Below are 20827 nucleotides of genomic sequence, written 5' to 3'. Positions count from 1 at the left end.
CCGGTGTGTCCCCGGCCAAGCAGGAGCTTAGAATGGCAATGGATGAAATCGTCGACGGCCTCTCGGAGGTGTCCTGCGACGTGCTGGTGATCGGCGGCGGCACGGCCGGTCCGATGGCCGCCCTGAAGGCCAAAATGAAGAATCCGAAGGCGAACGTCGTTCTGCTCGAGAAGGCCAACGTCAAGCGCTCGGGCGCGATCTCGATGGGCATGGACGGCCTGAACAACGCCGTCATTCCCGGCTACGCGACGCCGGAGCAGTACACCAAGGAGATCACGATCGCCAATGACGGCATCGTCGACCAGAAGGCGGTCTATAAATACGCCCAGAGCTGCTACGGAATCATCGAGGAGCTCGACAGCTTCGGCATCCGCTTCCTCAAGAACGAGAACGGCGACTACGCCGTCAAGAAGGTGCATCACATCGGCACCTATGTGCTGCCGATGCCGAACGGCGAGACCGTCAAGAAGGCGCTGTACCGCCAATTGCGCCGCGCGCGCATCCTCATCTCCAACCGCTACATGGCGACGCGGCTGCTCAAATCGAGCGACGGCCGGATCGCCGGGGCCGTCAGCGTCAACACCCGCACCGCCGAGATTCTGGTGATCAAGGCCAAGGCCGTCATCTTGTGCATGGGCGCGGCCGGGCGGCTCGGCCTGCCGACGTCCGGCTACATGTTCGGCACCTACGAGAACGCCGCCAATTCCGGCGACGGCTACGCCATGGCCTATCATGCGGGTGCGGCGCTGGCCAATCTCGAATGCTTTCAGATCAACCCGCTGATCAAGGACTACAACGGGCCGGCCTGCGCCTATGTCGCCGGTCCGTTCGGCGCCTACACCGCCAACAACGAGGACCGCCGCTTCATCGAATGCGACTACTGGTCGGGCCAGATGATGTTGGAGTTCTACAATGAGCTTTTGTCGGGCAAGGGACCGGTGTTCCTTCAGCTGAAACACCTGCACGACAAGACCATCGAGGAGATCGAGCACACCCTGCACAAGGTCGAGCGTCCCACGCGGGGGCTGTTCCAGGAAGGGCGCGGCGTCGACTACCGCAAGGAGTCGATCGAGATGCACATTTCCGAGATCGGCTTCTGCTCCGGCCACAGTGCATCGGGCGTGTTCGTGGACGACAACGCCCGCACCACCGTTCCCGGACTTTACGCGGCCGGCGACATGGCCAGCGTGCCGCACAACTACATGCTCGGTGCCTTCACCAACGGCTCGTTCGCCGGGCTCGACGCGATGGAGTTCGCCGACAGTCATGATTTCGGCGAGATCGATGCCGGCGAGATCGCGCTGGAACGTGAACGCGTGATGGCGCCGACGAAGCGGGAGGACGGCATCCCGCCGAACCAGATCGAGTACAAGACACGGCGCCTCGTCAATGATTATCTGCAGCCGCCGAAGGTGACCCGGAAGTACGAGCTGGGCATGCGCCGGCTCGCCGAGGTCCGCGAGGACATGCAGGAGTGCATGATTGCTCGCAACGCGCATGAGCTACTGCGCGCGCTGGAGGTGCAGTCGATCATGGATTGCGCCGACATGGCCGCCCACGCCTCCCTGTTCCGCGAGGAGAGCCGCTGGGGGCTCTATCACTGGCGCACCGATTTCCCGGAGAAGGACAACGAGAACTGGTTCTGCCACACGCTGCTGAGCAAGCAGGACGGCAGGATGACCAGCGAGAAGCGGGAGGTGCAGCCCTATGTCGTGCCGATCGCGGACGACGAGAAGGACCTCTACGACAAGCAGCGCATCCGCGCCAGCGCCTGACGAGCAGACGGAGAATGAGACATGCCTCTTGCGACCTATCAGACGTCGGTTCCGGTGGTGGTCGACGACGCCAAATGCATCGCCGACAAGGGCTGCACGGTGTGCGTCGACGTCTGTCCGCTCGACGTGCTCAGGATCAGCGACATGACCGGCAAGGCTTTCATGGCGTATGACGAGTGCTGGTACTGCATGCCCTGCGAGGCGGATTGCCCGACCGGCGCCGTCACCGTCAACATTCCCTATCTGCTGAGGTAATCATGTCGAGCCCGTTCGAATCCTATGACGATCTCGACGATGCCGACGAGCGCCTCGGCGCCGCCGATCCGGCGGAGCGGCGGGTTGCCATCATTGCGCTTGGCCATTCCGGCGATCCGGCCGCGGTGGCGCACCTGGCCAAAATGGTTGCCGATCCCGATGCCGGCGTGCGTCAGCAGGTCGCAATGGCGCTCGGGGAGTTCGACGGGCCCAGTGCCGCCGGGGCGCTGGTGCAGCTACTGGTCGACCCCGAGCGGATCGTCGCGTCCGCGGCCGCCGACAGCCTTGCCGAGTTCAAGGATCCGGAGTCGGCGGATGCGATCCTTCCGCTGGTCAAGCATGCCCATGCCTTCGTCCGGATGGGTGCGCTGCGCGCCCTCAAGGAGCTCAGGCGCAAGGATACGCTGAAGCCCGCGCTCGAAGCGCTGCAGGATCCCGATGCCGCCGTGCGGGTGCAGGCGATCGGCGTCATTGGCTTTCTCAAGCTCGAGGAGTCCATTCCGGCGCTGACGGCCCTGATCGGCGATCCCGACGCGCATGTCCGCCGCGCTGCGGTCAGTGCGCTCGCCTTCTCGCACATGAAGATCGCTGCCGAGACCATCACCCGGGCGCTGAAGGACACCGACTGGATGGTGCGGGAGATGGCGGCTGAGACGCTCGGCCTCAACGTCAATGGCGCCGTCGCGGCTGACCCATTGATCGCCTGCTTGGCGGATGAATTCTGGCAGGTGCGGCTGAAGGCGATCCGCAGCCTCGGGCGGATGAAGGTCGCGCATGCGGTACGGCCGATCGGCCATTGCATCACCCATGAGCAGGCCAATCTGCGCAAGGAGGCGGCGGCAGCGCTCGGCGAGATCGCCGCTCCCGACGGCGAGCCGTTCCTCGTGCTGGTTGCCGATGATCTCGATCCCGATGTGCGCAAGAACGCGAGATGGGCGCTGCATCAGATCGCCGCAAGCACGGCGAGGGCGGGCTCGTAGGTGTCGGTTGCAGCGCAAGCCATTCGGCATGATGTCCCAGAGCGCAGGTGCTGCCGGTGTACGTCCTCACATCCAGTTCACTCCGGCGGCCGCGACATAGAGGCCGCGCAGGTGGATCAGCGGAATCCCGGTTTCCGAGATCGTCGAGAACACTGAGACTTCGAACTGCAGCGTGGAACGTGCCAGCAGGGCGGCCGGCAGCTCGTTGTCGCCGCGCCATTTGCTCAGCGCAGTGACGAGCTTCCCAACCAGGGGGGCCACGTCTGCGGCGCTGGGATAGAACGGCAAATCTTCAGGCAGATCGAGCAGGACCGGCAGCACGCGGTCCGGCAAAGCCAGCGGATTAGGGCCGTCCTGCACCGGATAGACAAGGTTGATGACGGTCTGCACGCTGCCCTGCGCGGAGGATTTGAGGTTGGTCACGCCAGTCAACAGATTCACATAGAGCCTTGTGAGCGCGTCCGTCAGGGTGGTCGCCACCGCGCCGCCACCGGAGAGCGGCAGCTTCGAAATGTCGATCTGCGGATCGAGATCCTTGTCGATGAACGGCAGCACCTTGTCCGGTGCCTTGATGACCGGCGTCAGATACTCGAAGGGCTGCGGTAGTCCGGGCAACCGAACCGGCGTATCGCCCTCGAGGACGACGGCGCCGGCGTTTCGGGCGATGCTGAGCTGATAGGCGCCGTTGTGGTGATCGATGATGCTCAACGGCTCGACCGAGAGTGTGCGCGCCGCGACCGACATCGCCTTGTCGGCGGTCAGCCCGTCCGCCGGATCCGTCTTCCCGTTGGGAAGGAAATAGGCATCGCCATGGACGTCGGGGGACGCGCTGTAGGTCACGCCGTCGATGGTGATCCGCATGGTCGGCAGCGGGCAGTGCCAGTTTCCGATCGCCGGATTGTTCGGGTCTGCCACGACCTTGAGACGCCATGGGGCCGTCTCCGGCGCAAGCCGCGCGTCAAACCATTCCTGGACCGTGAAATTGAACGGCACGCCGCCGTCATTGTCGCCGACCGAGCGGCCGGACGGCATGCGCTGCGGCAGCTTGATCGGAACGTCGAGCGATTCCGTGACGTGTTCGACCGTCGCCGCAAAGGCAGTCAGCGCGTCGGAGAGATTGTCGGCGGTCCCGGTCTTGCGCAACTGGTTGAACACGGCTCCAATTCCGCCGGAGGGACCGCCAGCGCCATAGATGGTGGCGAATTGGGTGAGGGTGTCGACGAGGTCGTCCGGGACCCGCGCGGCGGCGAGCATCACCCGGCGCGGCTGCTCGCCGATGTTGATGATGACCGTGACGTTCAACGTATCCTGCGCGACGAACACGTGCTGATAGCCGAGTTCAAGCGACCATTCGTCGGCGATGGCGAGCGGATTATCGCCTTGCGTGACCCGCGAACCGAAGGTCTGCGAGTTGATGATCGGCGGCCGCGGATAGGCGCGCAGCGGCAGGGCGATGTTGGCCGGCTGCATCGTCAATGTCGCATCGGCCGCGAGCACGAAGCGCAGCCAGGTCCCGAGATTGAACGCCCCGTCGGGAACCTTCAGCGTGCCGGTGACGTCCTCGAAAGCGTCGATCTGGAAAGTCTGGGGCAGGCTGAACACCGCCTCCTCGCCCTTGCGATGCGCGCTGAGCGCGAGCGCCAGCGGCTGCGGAGCGGTCGGCGACATCGCGACCTTGCCGGGCGACACGGTGACATTGTTGTTGCTGGTCGTGCTCTGTGATCCCACCGACCGGCCATAGAGATTGAGATTGAGGCCGGTTGGCCATGTCGCCTGGCCGACGTTCGTCGTCGTCTCGGTCTGGGCGACGGCATCGATGCCGTAGAAGTTGGAGAGACTGATCAGGCAGGACTGGCGATAGGCCTCGGTCGCAGCCGCCGACGTGCTCTTGCCGTCGGCGAGGCTGACGACGCGGCCGCTCAGTCTGGTCGCAAGGTCGCGCTTGGCGGCGAGGCAGCGATCGACCGCGCTCGGCACCGCCGTGTCCCTCAAGGTGGCCGGGATGCCGCAATCGGGCGCCAGGAAATTTTCCACCATGGCGAGAAAATTCGCGAAGGCGCCGTCGAGGTCGAGGTCGGTGGCGGTCATCGCCGTGGCGCCGAGCAGGAACGCGTTGTCCGGACTCTGCTTTGCGATGAGCTCGTCGAGATTGGCGCCGCTGATGCCGCCGCGGCTGATCAGCGTGTTGTTGACGCCGGGCGGCGCGTAGGCCAGGGGTTTTGGCGCGAAGCCGGTCGGGGGTCCGAAGGCGACGGTGAGCGCGTCGGTGCCGTAGCGCATGATCCACAATTGCGCGCCGCCAGGTACGTCGGCATCGCCGGCCAGCACCTTCATCCGGGTCGAGGCCAGCGCCTGCTCGAACGCGGTTGCGAACACCGCATAGGACTGCACCGAGCTGCCGGCTTCGGTCGGGTAATAGGGCGACAGCACCGTCGTCATGACGGCGATCGCCGCATCCGAGGCGAAGTTGGAATCGACGGGGCCGCGCCGTTTGAAGGTCATGGTCGCGGTGAGCGGGAACAGCACGTCGGCGTGATAGGCGGAGTCGTCCGCTGGCAGCGTCAAGGAGAGATCGGCCAGCGCACAGCCTGCGCCGGCTTTAATGGCCGTCAGGATGGCCTTGATGTCGGCTCGGAGCAGGTCGGCGATGCTGCCGCCCCCGATCGGAACAGACAGCGGCTGCGACAGGAACGACACCGTCACGCTGGCGTCGATGTCGCCGAGCTGATGGAAGATGGTGGCATAGGTGCGCTTGAGATTGTTGGTGCGGCGAACGTCCGAGTCGGACTGGTAGACGAAGGTCCGCTTCAGCGTGAGCACCCGCTGCCCGCCGACCTGCTGCACCATGTAGCCATACACCAGATGCGGCCAGTCGCCGAGGCCCGCCACCGGATCGGTGTAGCCCACCGGCAGCGCCGATGTCGTCAACTGCCGCGACGGCAGCATGTTGCCATAGAGATCGATCCATTCGAAGCCGAGCGACAGCGAGCCGCCGATGAACATGTAGGGGTCGAGCGCCAGCAGCGTCTCCGAGTCGATCGGCGGCGCCGGGATGCCGAGGTCCGCCGGATCGCTCGGCCACGCGTTGCCGGTGAGTTCGAGCAGGTTGAACAGGCGTTGATAGGCGATGCGTCCCTGTGCGGCCGCGGCGTCGTCGCGCAACGGGCCGGTGACGAACTGATCGCGCGGCGGATTCACGATCGGCACGGCGTGGCCGCTTGCGGTCACCGGAGCCTGCGGGACGAAGGCGAGCAGGTGGAACAGATTGTCCAGCGTCGCCTGATAGTCGCTGGTGGATGGCGGCGTCAGGCGCGTCACCCGGATGCCGACATTGCCGGTCGGTGCGGTGGCGTGCAGGTCCTGCAAGGTCCAGGCGGAGGCAAACAGCGTCGGGTCGGCGCCCGCGGTCGGGTCGCTCACGCGCGCGGCGTTCACCGTGCCGTCGAGTGCTGCGCCGAAATCTGCCGATGACTTGGTCTGCTGCGGCAGGTTGAAGGAGACGACGAGCTGCAGCTGACCCAGCCCGTCGCTGTCAAACAGGTCGTCGGGCAGCGGCGTCGGCGCGCCGAAGTAGAGATAGTAGCCGCCGGAGTTGGTCAGTCCACCGGTCATCATGTGTTCGATGAAGGTGATGATCGCAGGATCCGGTGCGGGGACGGCGGCCGCTGCGCGCACCGCCATCAGCATGCGCGGCGGATTGGTCTCGGTGGAGACGTTGCTGCGGAAGATGAAGGTCTGCTGTACCGTGACCAGTTGGATCGACAGCGCGCCGGAGCCGGTGCTGCCGCTGCCGGCGACATAGGCGATCTCGAGCGCGGTCGGTGGCTGGGCATCCTTCCGCTGATAGATCTTTTCCAGCACCCGCAGGTCGTCGGACTGCACCCCGAACAGCTCGTAGACGTTAGCGAGGTAGGTCGGCTTGGCGCCGGTGGATTCGGCGGCAGGCACGCGCCGGACCGTAAAGGAAATGGTCGCGCACCACGCATAGGCCGATGCCGGCACGTCGTGCGCGACATTCTGAGCGTCCAGCGTCTGCAGATGGAACAGCCGCGCGGCGTCGGCGGCGGCGATCGTGCTGATCAGCGCCGGCGGCAGGCTGCGCAGATAGGCTGATGTGCCGGAGCTGGCGAGCACCTTGCCGGGCTGGCCGTTGGCCAGCGTGAAGCTGCGCGGCGCGGCCGCGGCCAGCGACATCGTGGCGGCCACCGCGCTGGAATCATCGACGCCCGTCACGGACGTCGGGATCTGAATGCCGATCGGAATCGGCTGGGTCGGCGGCACCAGGCCCCAGGACTGAGCCGCCGAATTGGCGAGATTCGCCGTCGGCGATGGCGCCGCGGGATTGGCGACGACCGCCTCCTGCCCAGTGGCGCTGTAAAGCGCCTGCTGCCCGATGCGCGTTCCGTGCAGCATGAAGCGCGTGCCATTGCCGACCGCCGACGACATCGCGGAGGGGGCGGGGCCGCTCGTCTGCTCCATCAGATCGTAGAGGGCGGACAGCGCGACCGGTGAGGTCCCGATGAGCTGGCTCGCGCCGTGCAGCGCGGCTTGAACGGTGATGCGCAGGTAGTCGGTCACGATGGTTGCGAGATCTGCGGTCGCGAGCGGCACCGTCTCGGTCGAAACCGACACGATGGTGCCGGGAAGCAGCGGGAAGAAGGCGAGGCCGTAGTCGGTGCCGGCGGTCAAGGCCTGCGCCGTCAGCCGCAGATTTGCGCCGAAAAAGGATTGCAGCTCGGTCGACGACGGGGCGCGTGCGGTCGAGCCTGGCTGGCCGATGCTGCTCAGATAGTTCGACAGGCCGTCGAGGTCGGCCGGCAGCACGGTGATCGCCTGGTACAGCGCATCCGGCGTCGGCGCGCTGGCCGGTGTCACATGGCGGGCCCAACTCTGATACGCCTGCAGCATCCACGCGGTGAACAGCTTCACCGCCTCGTTCGCCGGGCTCGGGCCGGCTGCGCCAGCGAGCTTGACCTGCGACGGCGTTTTCGTCTGCGGCGACATCAGTGCCGTCTGGACGACGTAGATCCAGTCGGGTTGTGAGGCCGTCGGAGTTGCAAGTCCAAGCGTCAGTTGCGGCACGACATAGAGGGCGAGCGCCAGCGGCTGGCAGTTCAGAGGCGGATAGGCGACCGGCGGCGGCGCCGCCAAAGCCGTCGCGAACATGCGTTCGGCCCGCAGCATCGCGACCGGCGATGTCTTGTTCCACAACGCGTCCTGCCAGGTGTCGGAGCCGAAGGTCGCGGTGTAGCTGACGGTGGTCGAGAAGCCGACATGGATGTGGATCGTGAACAGGCCGCAATTGATCGAGACAGTGAGCTCGACGTCGACGCTCGCCGACATCGGCACCGTGACCTGGCGGTGCGATTCGGCATTGACCGCGATCGAAATCGTGATCTCGACCAGCAATGACGCCGAGATGATCGCGAAGTCGATCTTGCCCTCGAGCTTGCCGATGATCGTCAGCGAGGCATAGACGTTGTAGTACTCCTCGGACTTCTGCTGGCCGCCGACCGGGTTGCTGGTGAATTTCGAGAACGTGCCCTGGAAAATGCCCTGCAGCAGCACGCCGAGCGATGCCGACATCGGCCCGGCCGAGAACTCGCGGTAGATGCCGATGCGGAAGCCGAGCCCGATCTCGATGACGTTGCCGAAGGCACCGACCGGCAGATTGTTGCTGCCGATCGCGATCGGCGGCAGCTTGTCATCGGTGGCGCCCGACAGCTTACCGAACAGCAGACCGCCCGAGCCGTAATATTCGGCCGCGGCAATCACCGCCGAATGCGAGAAGTCGCCATTGTGCGGATAGCCGATGTCGATTTCGAAGTCGCCATTGGTGAACACCTTGACGCCCAGCGACGGCAGCTGGACCTCGAAAGCCTCCATGTTGATCTTGCGGATCTTGTCGGGCAGCGTCAGATAGGCTTCGTAGACGCCGATGGTGGCCGAGACCTTGCGATAAAGGATCTCGGCCGACAGCCCGACCAGGGCGTCGAGATAGGCCGATTTCGGCGCGCCCTCGATGTTGAGGTCGTCGCGCACGAGAAGATGCACGCCATAGATCTGCGGATCGGCGAACACCAGCCGCACGTCGATCTGCCCGAGCAGGATCATGCGGGCGCCGATCAGCCACCCCGCATCCTTGTCGAACAGGTGGACCGGCAACGGGTTGCCCCCGCTGATGCCGGCAACGATGTTCTGGATCTGGATCAGCGCATCCTCGACCGAAACCGGCTGGGTCGGCAGCCCGACATGCTGGCCGAAAGCGGCGAGCACCACGTCGAGATAGGCTGCGCCGAGTCCCGGTGCGTTCGGGGCCTGCGATGGTTGCGTCGGGTCCCAGCTTGGATTGCTGGAGGTGCCGAGCATCGGGAAGTTGCCCTTGACCGTGAAGCTGAAGCCCGAGCCGGTCTTCGCCTTCGCGCTGTCATAGACGAGGCCGAAACCGGCCACGGAGCAGCCAAGGAAATTGAAGTCCAATCCCTCATAGTCGATCTCGACAACGCGCGACGTCTGCCCGAGCGTGATCGACAACGAAAAGTTGTTCAGCCCGATGCCGTTCAGGAGATCCCACGGCTCGGGCAAAGTGGTGAAGGAATTCCCGGTGAAGATCGCGACGAAGTCCGCCAGCAGCTGCCCAAGGGTGGATGGTTGGTGCGGGTCATTGCTGGTCGACAGCGTCAACTTGTTCTGGGAGATGTCGAAGGTGCCCTTCAATCCGGCGATCTTCGGGGCGCTGACCGACACGGTGGTGCCGGCCCCCGATTGCTTGCTGGAGAAATCGAAGGTGAGCACCAGCGCAAAGCCGTCGATGTCGAGCGCGCCGACGATGATGTTGCTGCCGCTGCCGAGCTGGGCATCGGTATCGGTCGAAATGGCGATGCCGCCGAGCGTCCAATTGGTCGCGAAGGCGACGTGCAATTGCCACGTGGTCGCGCTGTCCTGCGGGATGGTGACGCTGCCGTCCAGGGCCTCCAAGGCGACATGGTCGAGGAACGACTGCATGTCCGTGGGCAGGTCGAGCCCGAGTGCGCCCAGCAGGTCGCCGAAGGGCAGCGAGGTGGCTTGCGGCTTGCCGAGATTGGCGAGCGTGGCCGGCAGGTCGAGTCCGGCTGCCGCTGTCCAGCTCGCACCCGATCCAGCGTCGGCCATCAGGACGACGCCGAGGGCGATCTTGTCGTGGACGAGCAACTGGGCCGCCATCGACGCCGTCGTGGCCGCCTGCGCGTATTGGACGCCGAGCGTCAGGCTGTCGAGCGCGAGCACGCCGTCGAGGATCGAGAACGGCTTGCCGTCCGGCGTCGTCACTTGCGCCATGAAGTTGACCGCCTTGTCGCGGCTCATCACGGTGAGTTGCAGGCCGCTCAGCAGCAGATTGGCAAAGGAGGCAGGCGAAGGCAGCTTGAAGGCGTCCAGCAGTGCTTTGAAGCTCGGCTTCGATCCCGAGGCCTCGGTGGCGGTGAACGTGAAGCTCGGGCACTCGACCGCGACATCGAGATCGAGTGCGCCGAAGGTGAGGCTGCCGCTGAGCGTCGCGGTGACGAAGGGAGAGGAGAATGGGCCCTGAACGGCGAGATTGATGTGGGACAGCGTCGCGGTGATGTGGAGGGCATCGAGCACCGTGACGGAAAAGCCGGCGCGCTGCCGTCCCAGGGCGACGCCGACCGACAGGCCGACCAGCTGGCTGGATCCGCCATTGCCATCCTTGAGAACCTCGAAGCCCATCTCGTCGACCGAGACCAGGCTGTTGTCGCTCGTCAACGGCGACAACAATCCGTCGCGCGGCAGCCATTGCGCCAGCGGCAGGCCGGGAAACAAAGAGGCCAGGCGATACAGGCCGAGATCGGCCAGCGGGTCTTCGCCGGGGTCGAACGCAATCACCGTGGACACCACGGGCAGATCGGCCAGCGGCGATGCCGCGATGAGGTCGGCCGTCGCGACCACCAGCGGCTTGCCCGATTTGATGGAGTCGCTGACGGCCTGCCGGATCGCATCGGATGGGGTGCCGGTGATCGTTGCCATCGTCTGCTCGCTTAGTTCTGTACGATCTGGACGGGAAGGTGATCGCTGAGCAGGAGATTGAACATCAGCGCTCGCCCTGTCGCGACATCGCCGATCGTGTAGGGACCGCCGGAATAGAATTCGGTCACGACCGTTCCTGCATTGTTGGGAAACCAATGACCCACCCGCGGCAGCAGGGTGTTGGTGATGAAGTTTCGGACGGTCTGCAGCCTGAGCATCTTGTAGGCGCGCGTCCCGTTCTGGGTGAAAAGCCCAAGCACGTCGGGCACGCTGGTCGCGTTGGCCGTGGTGCCGAGACCGATGTCGCGCGGCGAGGTCAGTACGCCTGCGCCCTGATGCCAGGGACCGTTGGTGCCGACGGCGGAATGGACCGACGTATTGGCAAACGCGTTGTTGGCGTAGGTCTGGGCGACGAAGTTCAAGGCAGTGGCGCGGTTGCGAAGAACGGTCAGATCGCCGTTGACGACCACGTTGAAGTCGCCGAGGTAGCCCCGGGCGCCTGCATTGGCGCCCAGCGCGCCGGCGGCAAAGCCGAGCAGAGCGCCGTAGATGGGACTCTTGGAATTGTTCTGTCCGACCGGTGCGTGATAGACCACGGTCGACACCGGCGTCTGCGGATTGGCATTGGGATCGACGATCGAGATCTGGCACGGCCGCCGCGACCGTCGTTGCTGCGGAATGACGTCGTTCGAGCGGAAGACGCGCCCGCCGCGCAGGTTGCGCACGATGTTGGCATCCGGACAGGTCGAGGTGGGAAAGCCCAGCGCTGTCGCCCCGCCGAGCGCGTTGAAGGTGATCACCGGGTTATTCGCGTTGAACTGGATCGGTGGTCCGTCCAGCACGAGATCGATGCGATTGGCGCCGCCGCCGCCGGCCGTGGCGACGGTATCCTGGCCAGCGGACCGGCCTCCGGCTTGCTGCCGCGCATAACCGTTGCGATAAAGCACAGCGTAGCCCTCGAGATTGCCCTCTCCGGTGAAGCCGAGATCGCCGATCACCGCGGGCGGCATCGCCCCGGCACCCGCGATGGCGCCTGGAATCCAATCGAAGTGCCAATCATTGTTGCCGGTCGCGTTGAGAAAGGTCTGCAGACGCGCGAGAAACGGGATGCCCTGAACCCTGAGCTCCTGGATCACCAGCACCTGGGCGCCGAGATCGGCCACGACCGCGGCCGCCAGGCCGCAGCGGATGATCTCGCATTGGCGGCCGGTGGCCTCGAGCCCGTAGCGGGCGCCGAATTCCTCCAGGTTCCAGGCGAGCGCAGTGACGGCCATCAATGTCCTCCCGTCACAGCTTGGGTCGGCGCGAGCGGCGGCGCCTTCGGGTCGACATAGGCGCCGAACCAGCCAAGCGTGCGGTCGCCGAAACCCGCGACGAGGATGTTGGTCGAGCCCTTCGGCGGGAACGAGCGCGTGAACACGGTGACGCCCACCGACGCGAAGGTGAAGACGTAGACCGACTGCTGTCCCTGCGCGATGCGCGACAGCATGATGCCGTCGGCCCCGAATCTGAGGATGCCCTCGAGATCGAAGCTCAGATTGACGCCCCCAGGTCCCGAGAGCCGGATGAAGGGCGCGTAGGCCGCCACGCCGGTGCCGCCCGCCGTCCAGGTGAACATCAGCTGGGCATTGATCAATCCAGATGCATCGAGCGAGCCGGAGCCACCGAGCGGCAGATCGAAGGCGAGGCCGTACCATTCGCCGCTCGGAGAGGCGCCGCCGGTTGATGGATTTGTGGTGAGCTCGCGGTAGCCCAGATCGGCCGGCGATTTGCTGTCCGCTCCGATGACGAAGCCTTTGAGCTGCAGCGGGAAGCTGGCAGCGAAGCTGTCAGGGCGGTAGAGGGTGTTGGCCGCGGCCGAACTGGTGTCGACGAAACTGCCCGTGAACAGCTTGTCGGGCAGGCCGCTCAAGGTGAAGCCGCTGAGATCCCTCCTGAAGCTCTTGTGACCGCCGGGCGTGGGACTTCTGTTCGAGTCATAGGACATGGTCAGCCCGAAATTGACGAAGGAGACCGCGGCGTAGGACAACAGGTCGAAGTCGCCGCTGGCTGGCGGCAGTGTGCCCATCCAGCCCGACATCTGGAAGGTGACGGATGAGGTCTGATCGACATCGGCGTTCTGTGCGACCAGCGCGCGGTCGATCTCGATGCGGTCGATTGCGCTGCTCGACAGATAGAACGTGCTGGTCGCGCCCGGCGCGGTTGCGAACACGTAGCTCGGCGCACCGTCGTTCTGCTGCAGAGCGCCGCGGATGATGATGAGGTCGGTTGCGATCGGGCCGGGACCACTCGGCGCGCCCAGCACGGCATCGCCGAACAACGCGTTGAGGATGACGGCGGCGCTCGAGGAAAAGCTCTTCAGCGCCGAGTTCTCGAACAGGGTCTCGAGCGCCAGCAGCTGGAAATCATAGACCGCCGAGGTCGCGATGAAGCCCGAGCCCGGGCTTCCGTTGGGCGACGTGCCCGGACTGAGATAATGCACGAGGCCGAAGAACGCGCTGTCCGGAGCATAGGAGCTGCCGTCGTAGACCGTGTGATTGACGGCGCAGCCGACGTGATGGGCGACGAGCGCACTGGGGTCGACGCCAGCGAGCAAAAACGACAGGCTCGGGTCGAGCTGGCCTGCGGCAACCGGCACGTTCAGGCACAGGAAGCCGTTCCATTCGGGATCGTCGACCAGTTCGCAGAAGGTCTGTAGGCCGGCGAGCCCGAGGCCGTTGTTGTACTGGGCCTTGGCATTGGCGATGTAGCTGCTGAGCCAGCCAGACAGCACCGCGCCGGTCGGATCAAGCGCGGCGACGTTGAATTGCTGATAGCCGGTCCAGGCCGCAGGAGTGGATGCAAGATCGCTGACGCGCCCCTGCGCCGATTTGATGATCAGCACCGACTGATAGTCGCCGGGTGCGATCTTGTCGGGCGAGGCGGGTGCGAAAGAGAATCCCCAGCCGCTCATGGCGAGGGTCACGGTGCAGTTGGCGATATAATCCGCCGTGGCCGCGCTGATCACGATGAACTGCTGAGGGGCCAGGAAGGCGTCGCGGATGTTCTCCGGCAATGGCTGGCCGGTCGGGGCCCTGTCGGCTCCCAGCGCCTGGAAGGTGAGTTGGCAGCCCGCGGCCGCGCCGAGCTCGACCGAGACGATGTTGCCCTTGCCGTCCAGGCCCACGATATAGCCCTGCGGCGTGACCGCGATCTTGCGCGGATCGCCGAGATCCGCCGACTGAGCCGGCAGCTCGCGGATCACCTGGGCGCGAGTCGTTGCGAGATAGCCATATTCGAATGCCGCGAGGGCGCCAGTCTGCGCAGCGAATCCGGGTGTTGGCGTCACCGCGCCATAGGGCAGCAGCGGAAAGGCGGCGCCAACGGGCAAATTTGGCGGCAACGCGCGCAAGGCGAAACCGTCATGCCGCAGCAATCGAGGATCCTGGGCCGTGCCAGCCCCAGGGCTGAACAGCGGCGAGTTCGCCGATTCGGAATAGTAGACATTGTAGGGCGGCGTCGCGCCGCTCTTGACGACCGCGGCCAGCGCGGTGGTATGGCCGTTGTTCGGGCCGGGACCGAACGTCAAGCTGCCGTTCGTGGCCGTCGTCACCGCAATGTCGGCCGGCGTGCCCGGCATGAAGCGCATCAGGTCGCCGTCGGCAAAGCCGATCTGCTCCGTGGTTGCGAAGCCGCAGACCAGCCGGTGCGCTGCTTGGGTTGCACCGGGCACGGTCATCGCAAAGTCGCCGCTGGGCGCGAAATAGAGTCGCGCCGGCTGGACCGGATCGACCGCGGCGGCCGCGACGAACTGGGCGCCCGTGCCGGGCCTGAGGGAAAGCTTCTCGTTCCAGACCGTACGATATGCCGAAACGAAGCTGCCGCCCGCCGGCGTAATTGCCAGGTTGTTGCGGGCCGGATTGCCGAAGCCGAACGGATCGATGACGCCGTTGACCGTCGCCCCCGCCAGCGCCTCGCTGCTATCGAGCAGCGGGAATGGCAGCCTGCTCGGCGGGCCACCGTCCTGCGCCATGGCATAGTCGAAACCGAAGTCGAAGGCGGTCAGCGCGCCGGCATTGACGCCGGAAAAACTAAGACAGCCCGCGGTTTGTCCCGTGAGCGGCACAGATAGCGAGGCCAGCTTGACGGCCGGCTGGCTCGGCGCTGCATCGCCGAAGGACAGCGCTGCCAGTCCAGCGGGGGAGATCACGAGACTGTCGCCGCCGTAGCTCAGCGGACTGGATGAGCCGACAGCGCTCGCGTCAAAGAATAGCGTCCGTCCCCGGCCGCCGGCCGCAAATAGCCGATAAGATTGGGGCTTCAGCGCGTAGGCCGGGTACGGCAGGCTGAGGCCCTGCGCCAGAGAGTCGAGCTGCTGCAACCACAGCACGAAGCCCCCCAACGTCGCATTTGTGCCAAACGGCGGAAATCCGCCAGCTGCAGTCAGCATGCTGGCGCGAAATGCGGGCATGCTGGATTGCGCCGGCGCCTGTGGCAGGAAGACGAAGCCGGCATGCTGGAAAATCTGGTGATTGTTGATCACCATGGCGAAGAACTGATCGAGCGTCAGTGGCCGCATCGTGGGCGCTGCGTTCACCGCATAGGCGAACGCGCCGACCCAGGGGCCACCCGCCGGCTGGGATGTCGCCGCCAACAAATATGTATGGTCCACGGGCGGGGTCGGATTGGCGAAGGGCGGATAAAGTGGCGAAAACGTCACAGGCATCGTTCGCGCGCGCCCCCTCTCTTTTCTGCGGCACCAGAATATGCTCTTATCGTTACGATTGTATAGTCCTATCGTGTGGATATAAGGTTGTTGCAGTCTTGGCCTGCAGCTGAACGGGAAGATTTTGATGATCGGCTTGTCTGGCGGCGGACGATGCGGCCGTCTCGTGGTCGCAGCGGCCTTCATTTTTGTGAGCGCGGATCAGGCTGCTCTTGCCGATGAGTCGTTCGACCAGCGGTTCTGGTCGCCCTTGCCACTGTCGAGTTCGTTTGCCGGGCCGCTGACACGTGCGGACGATGCGATCGTGCGTGACGGCTGGACCACCTACGCCACCGGCTACAGCATCGACGGTCACAGCATCACCGACAATGTCGTTGCCGATGGCCGCTTCACCTCGAAGGGATATGTGGCTGGACTGGCCAAGCGGCTGTCACCGAACTTCACGGTCGGCCTGCGCGGACAGCACGGGACCAGCAGCGTGAGCTACAATCAGACGCCCGACAGGAATATGAGCGTCAGCAGCCAGGGCATTGCCTTCGACGTCATCGTCGAGGATCAGCACGTGTTGTGGCGCACAACTGCGAGCTATGCCGACGACAGCTTCAATGCAAACTTCAACGCATTCACGCCCGGCAGCTGGAACGGCCGTGAATGGGCAATCGATTCGCAGTTCAACGTGCGCTGGACGTTCTCGCGGGTCGTGACCACCGGCTTTGTTGGCGTCCGCTACTTGAGACTGGAGCAGGACGCCTTCACGGCGACGGACTTCTTCTCCACGCAATTCCCGGGCCAGAGCCGCGAGTCTCATCAGGTTCGCGCCGGCATCGATCTGCTGTGCTCGCTCCTCAGCGTCGGTCCGTTCCAACTGCTGGCCTCGGCGTCGGGGCAGGTGCGCAACGAGATGGACAACCACCCGCCGATCCATGGCGGGGTCGATCTCACCGGCATGGCCGGCAACAGCTTCACCTTCGACTATGCCAATGCGGAGCCGGTTCGTTTCCCGGCCGCCGTCACCTGGCAAGCATCGGGCGGCCTGGAATTACGTGCGGCGGACACCTTCCACGTGTTCTTCAACGCCACAACAAGTCGCAACTCGATGCTGAGCTGGACGGGCTATCAGGTCGGCGCCCGCTTCCTGTTTTGATCGCGGTCACCCGCCTGTTGTAAAGACGGCGCGGCGGAGCCAGCGCCCTCCAATCGATTGCTCGGCGGCGTGCTGTTTTTCGAGCTGGCGTTCTCCTTGTCATCGTTTTTGATCGATTATCCAGGCCTGGACCCGCGGGTGAAGTCTCAACTTGCGGAGAATGGTCTCGCTTTGGAAGCTTAGCTCGGATGTCGATGACGCCGCCGGGGTCATCACGACCCGACGGCTTGGCGCCAGCTTCGGGGCGGCAGGACCGCGCGTCTGCACGTCCGCTAGCTGCCGTTCGTCGGCAGACATGACACCCGCTGCAGCACACTCGCGGCCACCGCATCCCCAGCCCAACGCCTCGTGACGATCGCGAAGCGCCCCTCGCGGACCGGGATGCGCCTTGATAATCACAAATTCCGAAAATCGGCAGGTGAATAATGTTCTGCGGAAGTGTGGCGTTTGTGACGTCAACTGATCTCCTGCGCCGGAGGGGGCTTTTGGACCAGTGGTGGTGTGGGTGCCGCGCTTCATCTCGCGAAGAGGCTGCTCGCCGAACGTCATTGGCTTTGGCCACGCGCGGACTGCGTCGACTGGATCTCGAGAGTCCACGCGCCGTCACGACGGGGAGGCAGGTGGCGGGCTTGGCTGCGTGTCCGAAGTCCGACAAACACGATCGACAGACGAAGCTGATATGCTAGCGTGCAGAGATCATCGCCTGGCACACCTGCTTAGACTGACCGCCCGGATGGCAGACAATGAAGCTCGACCGCATCGATATCAAGATCCTGCACGAATTACAGAAGAACGGTCGCGTCACCAATGTGGAGCTCGCCAAGCTGGTCAATCTGTCGGCGAGCCCCTGCCTCATGCGCGTCAAAAAGCTGGAGGCCGAGGGCTATATCTCCGGATATTCCGCACAGATCAATGTGGCCAAGCTCGGTTCGACGCTCACGGTCTTTACCGAGGTCACGTTGAAGAACCACCAGCAGATCGACTTCGCCCGGTTTCTGGCTGCGATCGAGAAGGTGGAGGAGGTGGTGGAGTGCCACTTGGTGTCCGGTGGATACGACTATCTCCTGAAGGTCGTCGCGGCGGGAATCAGCGAGTACCAGGAAATGATGGAGCGTCTGAGCGGCATGAATGTCGGCATCGACAAGTATTTCAGCTTCATCGTCCTGAAGTCTCCCCTGGTGCGAACCCATCTTCCGCTGAAGAGCCTTTTTCCGCTCTGATCGGTGCCGCTTCCGTTCGGTGCCCGACGCACGGGGAAGGGCTGTGCAGAGCACAAGAAGCGCCAGCCCGCATCCCTCAGCCGCTGTGAGTTTCTGCCGAAATCAGCGGAAGAAACGAAAGATCCTGCTTCATGGCGGCGGAAAATGGCGATCCGTCCGCTCCCGCTCGCCCTACCTTGATCGCATCATCTGTCGGCTTGCAGCGCCGACGATGAGGATAGTGCGCATGACCCGCTTCCGCCCGAAGTACATCACCTTCGATTGCCACGGCACACTGATCCACTTCCAGATGGCGGAGTCCGCTCGCGACATTTACGGCGCGCAGCTCAGCGAGCCGCGGATGCTGGAATTCATCCCCAACTTCGCCGCCTATCGGCCGGACGAGGTCATGAAGCACTGGCAGCCCTTCGCGACCGTCGTCCACAATGCTCTGGAGCGGACCTGCAAGCGCAACGGCGTCGCTTTCCGACCCGAGGATCCCCGCAACATCTACGAGCGCAATCCGAGCTGGGGTCCTCGTCCCGATGTGCCGGAGGGCCTCGCCAAGGTTGCCAAGGAGATCCCGCTGGTTGCGGGAGCGGCTTCATGCGCCGCGATGCTGATGAAGGCTGCCTCTGGTTGATCAAGGGCCGCTTCGCGCGGCAGCTTGCGTGCGCGTTTCAGCTCTGCATGACGAGTCCTCCGCCGCTGCCGGTTTCCTGAGCAAGGCAGTTGCGAAAACGGCGAGGGCCGGGGAGTAGCAGACGACTGCGCCAGGCGATGATCCATGCGGCGGGACTGCGGTGAAAGACCGACGGAGCCCGACACGCCACGATTAGAGGATATTATACCGAAAGCCGCCCAGGCTGCAGACGAGTATGCTGCACCCCTCGCGCCATTCAGCGTTTCGTGTGGTCGAGGGCGCGCAACACTGATGTGAACGGCCACGAACTCTGGGTGGGAATTCATGGCCGGCGACCACGTCAACCCACGCCCTCAAGTTAGGCAATCTGCCGCGACTTGTGCCTCTTAGCCCATCATTGTGACGATGTCTTAGCGCGAGCTGACAGGAATGAGTTCGATGATGCCTCAAGGTCAGACCGCAAGGCCGGCAGCGCCGGCACTTTCGATCCGCGGTCTGACGGTCGATCTGCCGCGAGGCATGGAACGACGCCACGCCGTTGAGAACATCACGTTCGATCTCCTGGACGGTCAGATCCTTTGCATCGTCGGCGAGTCCGGCTCGGGCAAGTCGGTCACTGCCAACACGATCATGGGTCTCCTGCCGCGTGCGATCCTGGTGTCGGCGGGCGCCATTCAGCTCGGTGGACCCGATGGCACGGCGATGATCGGCGCTTCGCCTGCAACGTTGCGCTCGGTGCGGGGCCGTGTCGTCTCGATGATCTTTCAGGATCCGCTGTCGGCGCTCAACCCGTTGATGAGGGTGGGCGAGCAGATCACCGAGGTCCTGACCGCGCATGACGTCGGGACCAAGGACTGGCAGCGACAGCGCGTCATCGAGCTGCTCACGGAAGTCAATCTTCCCAACCCGCAACTGATGTACGATCAGTATCCGTTTCGACTGTCGGGTGGACAGCGCCAGCGCGTCATGATCGCAATGGCGCTGGCGCTCGAGCCCAAGGTGCTGATCGCCGACGAACCGACGACGGCGCTCGATGTGACCACGCAGGCGCAGATCCTGCACCTGATCCGGGACATCCTGCGGCGAAAGGGGATGAGCGTCATGTTCATCACCCACGACTTCGGAGTCGTCGCCGAGATCGCCGACAGCGTGATCGTCATGGAAAAGGGGCGCATCGTCGAGCAGGGCATTGCCGCCGAAGTGCTGAAGTCGCCGTCTCACCCGTATACCAGGCGCCTCATCGCGGCCGTTCCCAATCTGACCGGGCAAGACCGCGCCGCTGCGGCAACGGTGCCCGAGGACGCGATCCTCAAAGTCGAGGGCCTGTCGAAGACCTATCGGAGCGGGAGCGCTCTGTTGGGCAGCCAGCGCGTGGTCCCCGCCGTGCAGGACGTGTGGTTCGACATCGGTGCCAGCCGCACGCTCGGGATCGTCGGCGAAAGTGGATCGGGCAAGTCGTCGCTCGGCCGGCTGCTCGTCAAGCTGCAGGATTGCGACGGCGGCAGGATCCTGTTCGAGGGGCGCGATATCGCGGCGCTCTCGGATTCCGAGTTTCGCCCGCTGCGGCCGAAGATCCAGATGATCTTCCAGGACCCGTTCGCGTCGCTCAACCCGCGGTCGACGATCGGCCAGATCCTGACCGTTGGCCCGGTCGCGCACGGCATGCCGCGGGCGCAGGCGCGCATCGAGGCCAAGGAACTGCTGGCGCGTGTCGGCCTCGATGCAGGCGCGTTCGATCGCTATCCGCATGAGTTCTCCGGAGGCCAGCGCCAGCGCATCGGCATCGCCCGGGCGCTGATGTTCAAGCCCAGGCTGCTGGTCGCCGACGAGGCGGTCTCCGCGCTCGACGTGTCGATCCAGGCGCAGATTCTCCAACTGCTGGATCAGATCCAGCGCGAGACGGGGGTGTCGATGATCTTCATCACCCACGATCTGCGCGTCGCCAGCCAGATCTGCGACCAGATCGCCGTGATGCACAAGGGGCGGATCGTCGAGCAGGGCCCGCCGTCACAGATCTTTCTCAATCCGCAATCGTCCTACACGCGCGAACTCGTCGCCGCAATTCCGGGTGAGACGCTCGTTTGAGCCGGTCACTCGCCCGTAT

The 20827-nt window shown here is 64.7% G+C and carries 9 protein-coding genes and 1 pseudogene; 7 read left to right on the top strand and 3 right to left on the bottom strand.

All coding sequences use genetic code 11. The annotated features are described in order from the left end of the window. Window positions 1-32: 32 nt before the first annotated feature. From BRAO375_RS14200 to BRAO375_RS14190, 3 genes are read left to right on the top strand one after another with little or no spacing between them, the layout of a single operon-like run. Window positions 33-1775 (top strand): fumarate reductase/succinate dehydrogenase flavoprotein subunit, encoded by a 1743-nt coding sequence (locus BRAO375_RS14200; protein ID WP_009028166.1) that lies wholly within the window; start codon window positions 33-35, stop codon window positions 1773-1775. A gap of 21 nt (window positions 1776-1796) precedes the next feature. Further along, a complete protein-coding gene (locus BRAO375_RS14195; protein WP_006609939.1) occupies window positions 1797-2030 on the top strand; it encodes a 4Fe-4S dicluster domain-containing protein in 234 nt (77 codons plus the stop codon). Between the two features lie 2 nt (window positions 2031-2032). Then, a complete protein-coding gene (locus tag BRAO375_RS14190) occupies window positions 2033-3010 on the top strand; it encodes a HEAT repeat domain-containing protein (RefSeq protein ID WP_009028165.1) in 978 nt (325 codons plus the stop codon). A gap of 66 nt (window positions 3011-3076) precedes the next feature. Here the strand turns inward: BRAO375_RS14190 and BRAO375_RS14185 are convergent, their stop codons facing one another. Genes BRAO375_RS14185 through BRAO375_RS14175 form a run of 3 tightly spaced genes read right to left on the bottom strand, consistent with a single transcriptional unit; the run spans window position 3077 to window position 15665 of the window. Further along, window positions 3077-11032 (bottom strand): hypothetical protein, encoded by a 7956-nt coding sequence (locus BRAO375_RS14185; RefSeq protein WP_009028164.1) that lies wholly within the window; start codon window positions 11030-11032, stop codon window positions 3077-3079. Window positions 11033-11043: 11 nt separating this feature from the next. Beyond that, on the bottom strand, window positions 11044-12306 hold the full coding sequence (locus BRAO375_RS14180; protein WP_009028163.1) for a hypothetical protein: 1263 nt from the start codon (window positions 12304-12306) through the stop codon (window positions 11044-11046). Beyond that, the gene (locus tag BRAO375_RS14175) at window positions 12306-15665 is read right to left on the bottom strand and encodes a hypothetical protein (protein ID WP_035640273.1); all 3360 of its coding nucleotides are present in this window, start codon (window positions 15663-15665) and stop codon (window positions 12306-12308) included. Before BRAO375_RS14175 ends, BRAO375_RS14180 begins: the two co-directional genes overlap by 1 nt. 199 nt (window positions 15666-15864) lie before the next feature. Between BRAO375_RS14175 and BRAO375_RS14170 the strand changes: the two genes are divergently transcribed. The 4 genes and pseudogenes from BRAO375_RS14170 (at window position 15865) to BRAO375_RS14155 (ending at window position 20808) form a co-directional block, all read left to right on the top strand. After that, entirely contained in the window at window positions 15865-16881 is a 1017-nt protein-coding gene (locus BRAO375_RS14170; RefSeq protein ID WP_009028161.1) for an autotransporter outer membrane beta-barrel domain-containing protein, read from the top strand. A 743-nt stretch (window positions 16882-17624) separates the two neighbouring features. After that, window positions 17625-18101 carry an Lrp/AsnC family transcriptional regulator gene (locus BRAO375_RS14165; RefSeq protein ID WP_009028160.1) on the top strand — a complete coding sequence of 159 codons (477 nt, stop codon included), beginning with the start codon at window positions 17625-17627 and terminating at the stop codon, window positions 18099-18101. A 226-nt stretch (window positions 18102-18327) separates the two neighbouring features. Beyond that, a pseudogene (locus tag BRAO375_RS14160) lies at window positions 18328-18705 on the top strand (HAD family hydrolase); the annotation flags it as partial. Window positions 18706-19161: 456 nt separating this feature from the next. After that, complete coding sequence (locus tag BRAO375_RS14155; protein ID WP_009028158.1) at window positions 19162-20808, top strand: dipeptide ABC transporter ATP-binding protein; 1647 nt, start codon at window positions 19162-19164, stop codon at window positions 20806-20808. Window positions 20809-20827: the final 19 nt, after the last annotated feature.

The organism is Bradyrhizobium sp. ORS 375, from assembly GCF_000239775.1.
GTDB lineage: Bacteria > Pseudomonadota > Alphaproteobacteria > Rhizobiales > Xanthobacteraceae > Bradyrhizobium.
Note: the sequence above shows the minus strand (reverse complement) of the source record. Positions and strands in the feature narration are given on the sequence as shown.

Coding starts and splice junctions, on each gene's coding strand:
- BRAO375_RS14200 (WP_009028166.1), top strand. CDS start 33: ATGGCAATGGATGAAATCGTCGACGGCCTCTCGGAGGTGTCCTGCGAC.
- BRAO375_RS14195 (WP_006609939.1), top strand. CDS start 1,797: ATGCCTCTTGCGACCTATCAGACGTCGGTTCCGGTGGTGGTCGACGAC.
- BRAO375_RS14190 (WP_009028165.1), top strand. CDS start 2,033: ATGTCGAGCCCGTTCGAATCCTATGACGATCTCGACGATGCCGACGAG.
- BRAO375_RS14185 (WP_009028164.1), bottom strand. CDS start 11,032: ATGGCAACGATCACCGGCACCCCATCCGATGCGATCCGGCAGGCCGTC.
- BRAO375_RS14180 (WP_009028163.1), bottom strand. CDS start 12,306: ATGGCCGTCACTGCGCTCGCCTGGAACCTGGAGGAATTCGGCGCCCGC.
- BRAO375_RS14170 (WP_009028161.1), top strand. CDS start 15,865: ATGATCGGCTTGTCTGGCGGCGGACGATGCGGCCGTCTCGTGGTCGCA.
- BRAO375_RS14165 (WP_009028160.1), top strand. CDS start 17,625: ATGAAGCTCGACCGCATCGATATCAAGATCCTGCACGAATTACAGAAG.
- BRAO375_RS14155 (WP_009028158.1), top strand. CDS start 19,162: ATGATGCCTCAAGGTCAGACCGCAAGGCCGGCAGCGCCGGCACTTTCG.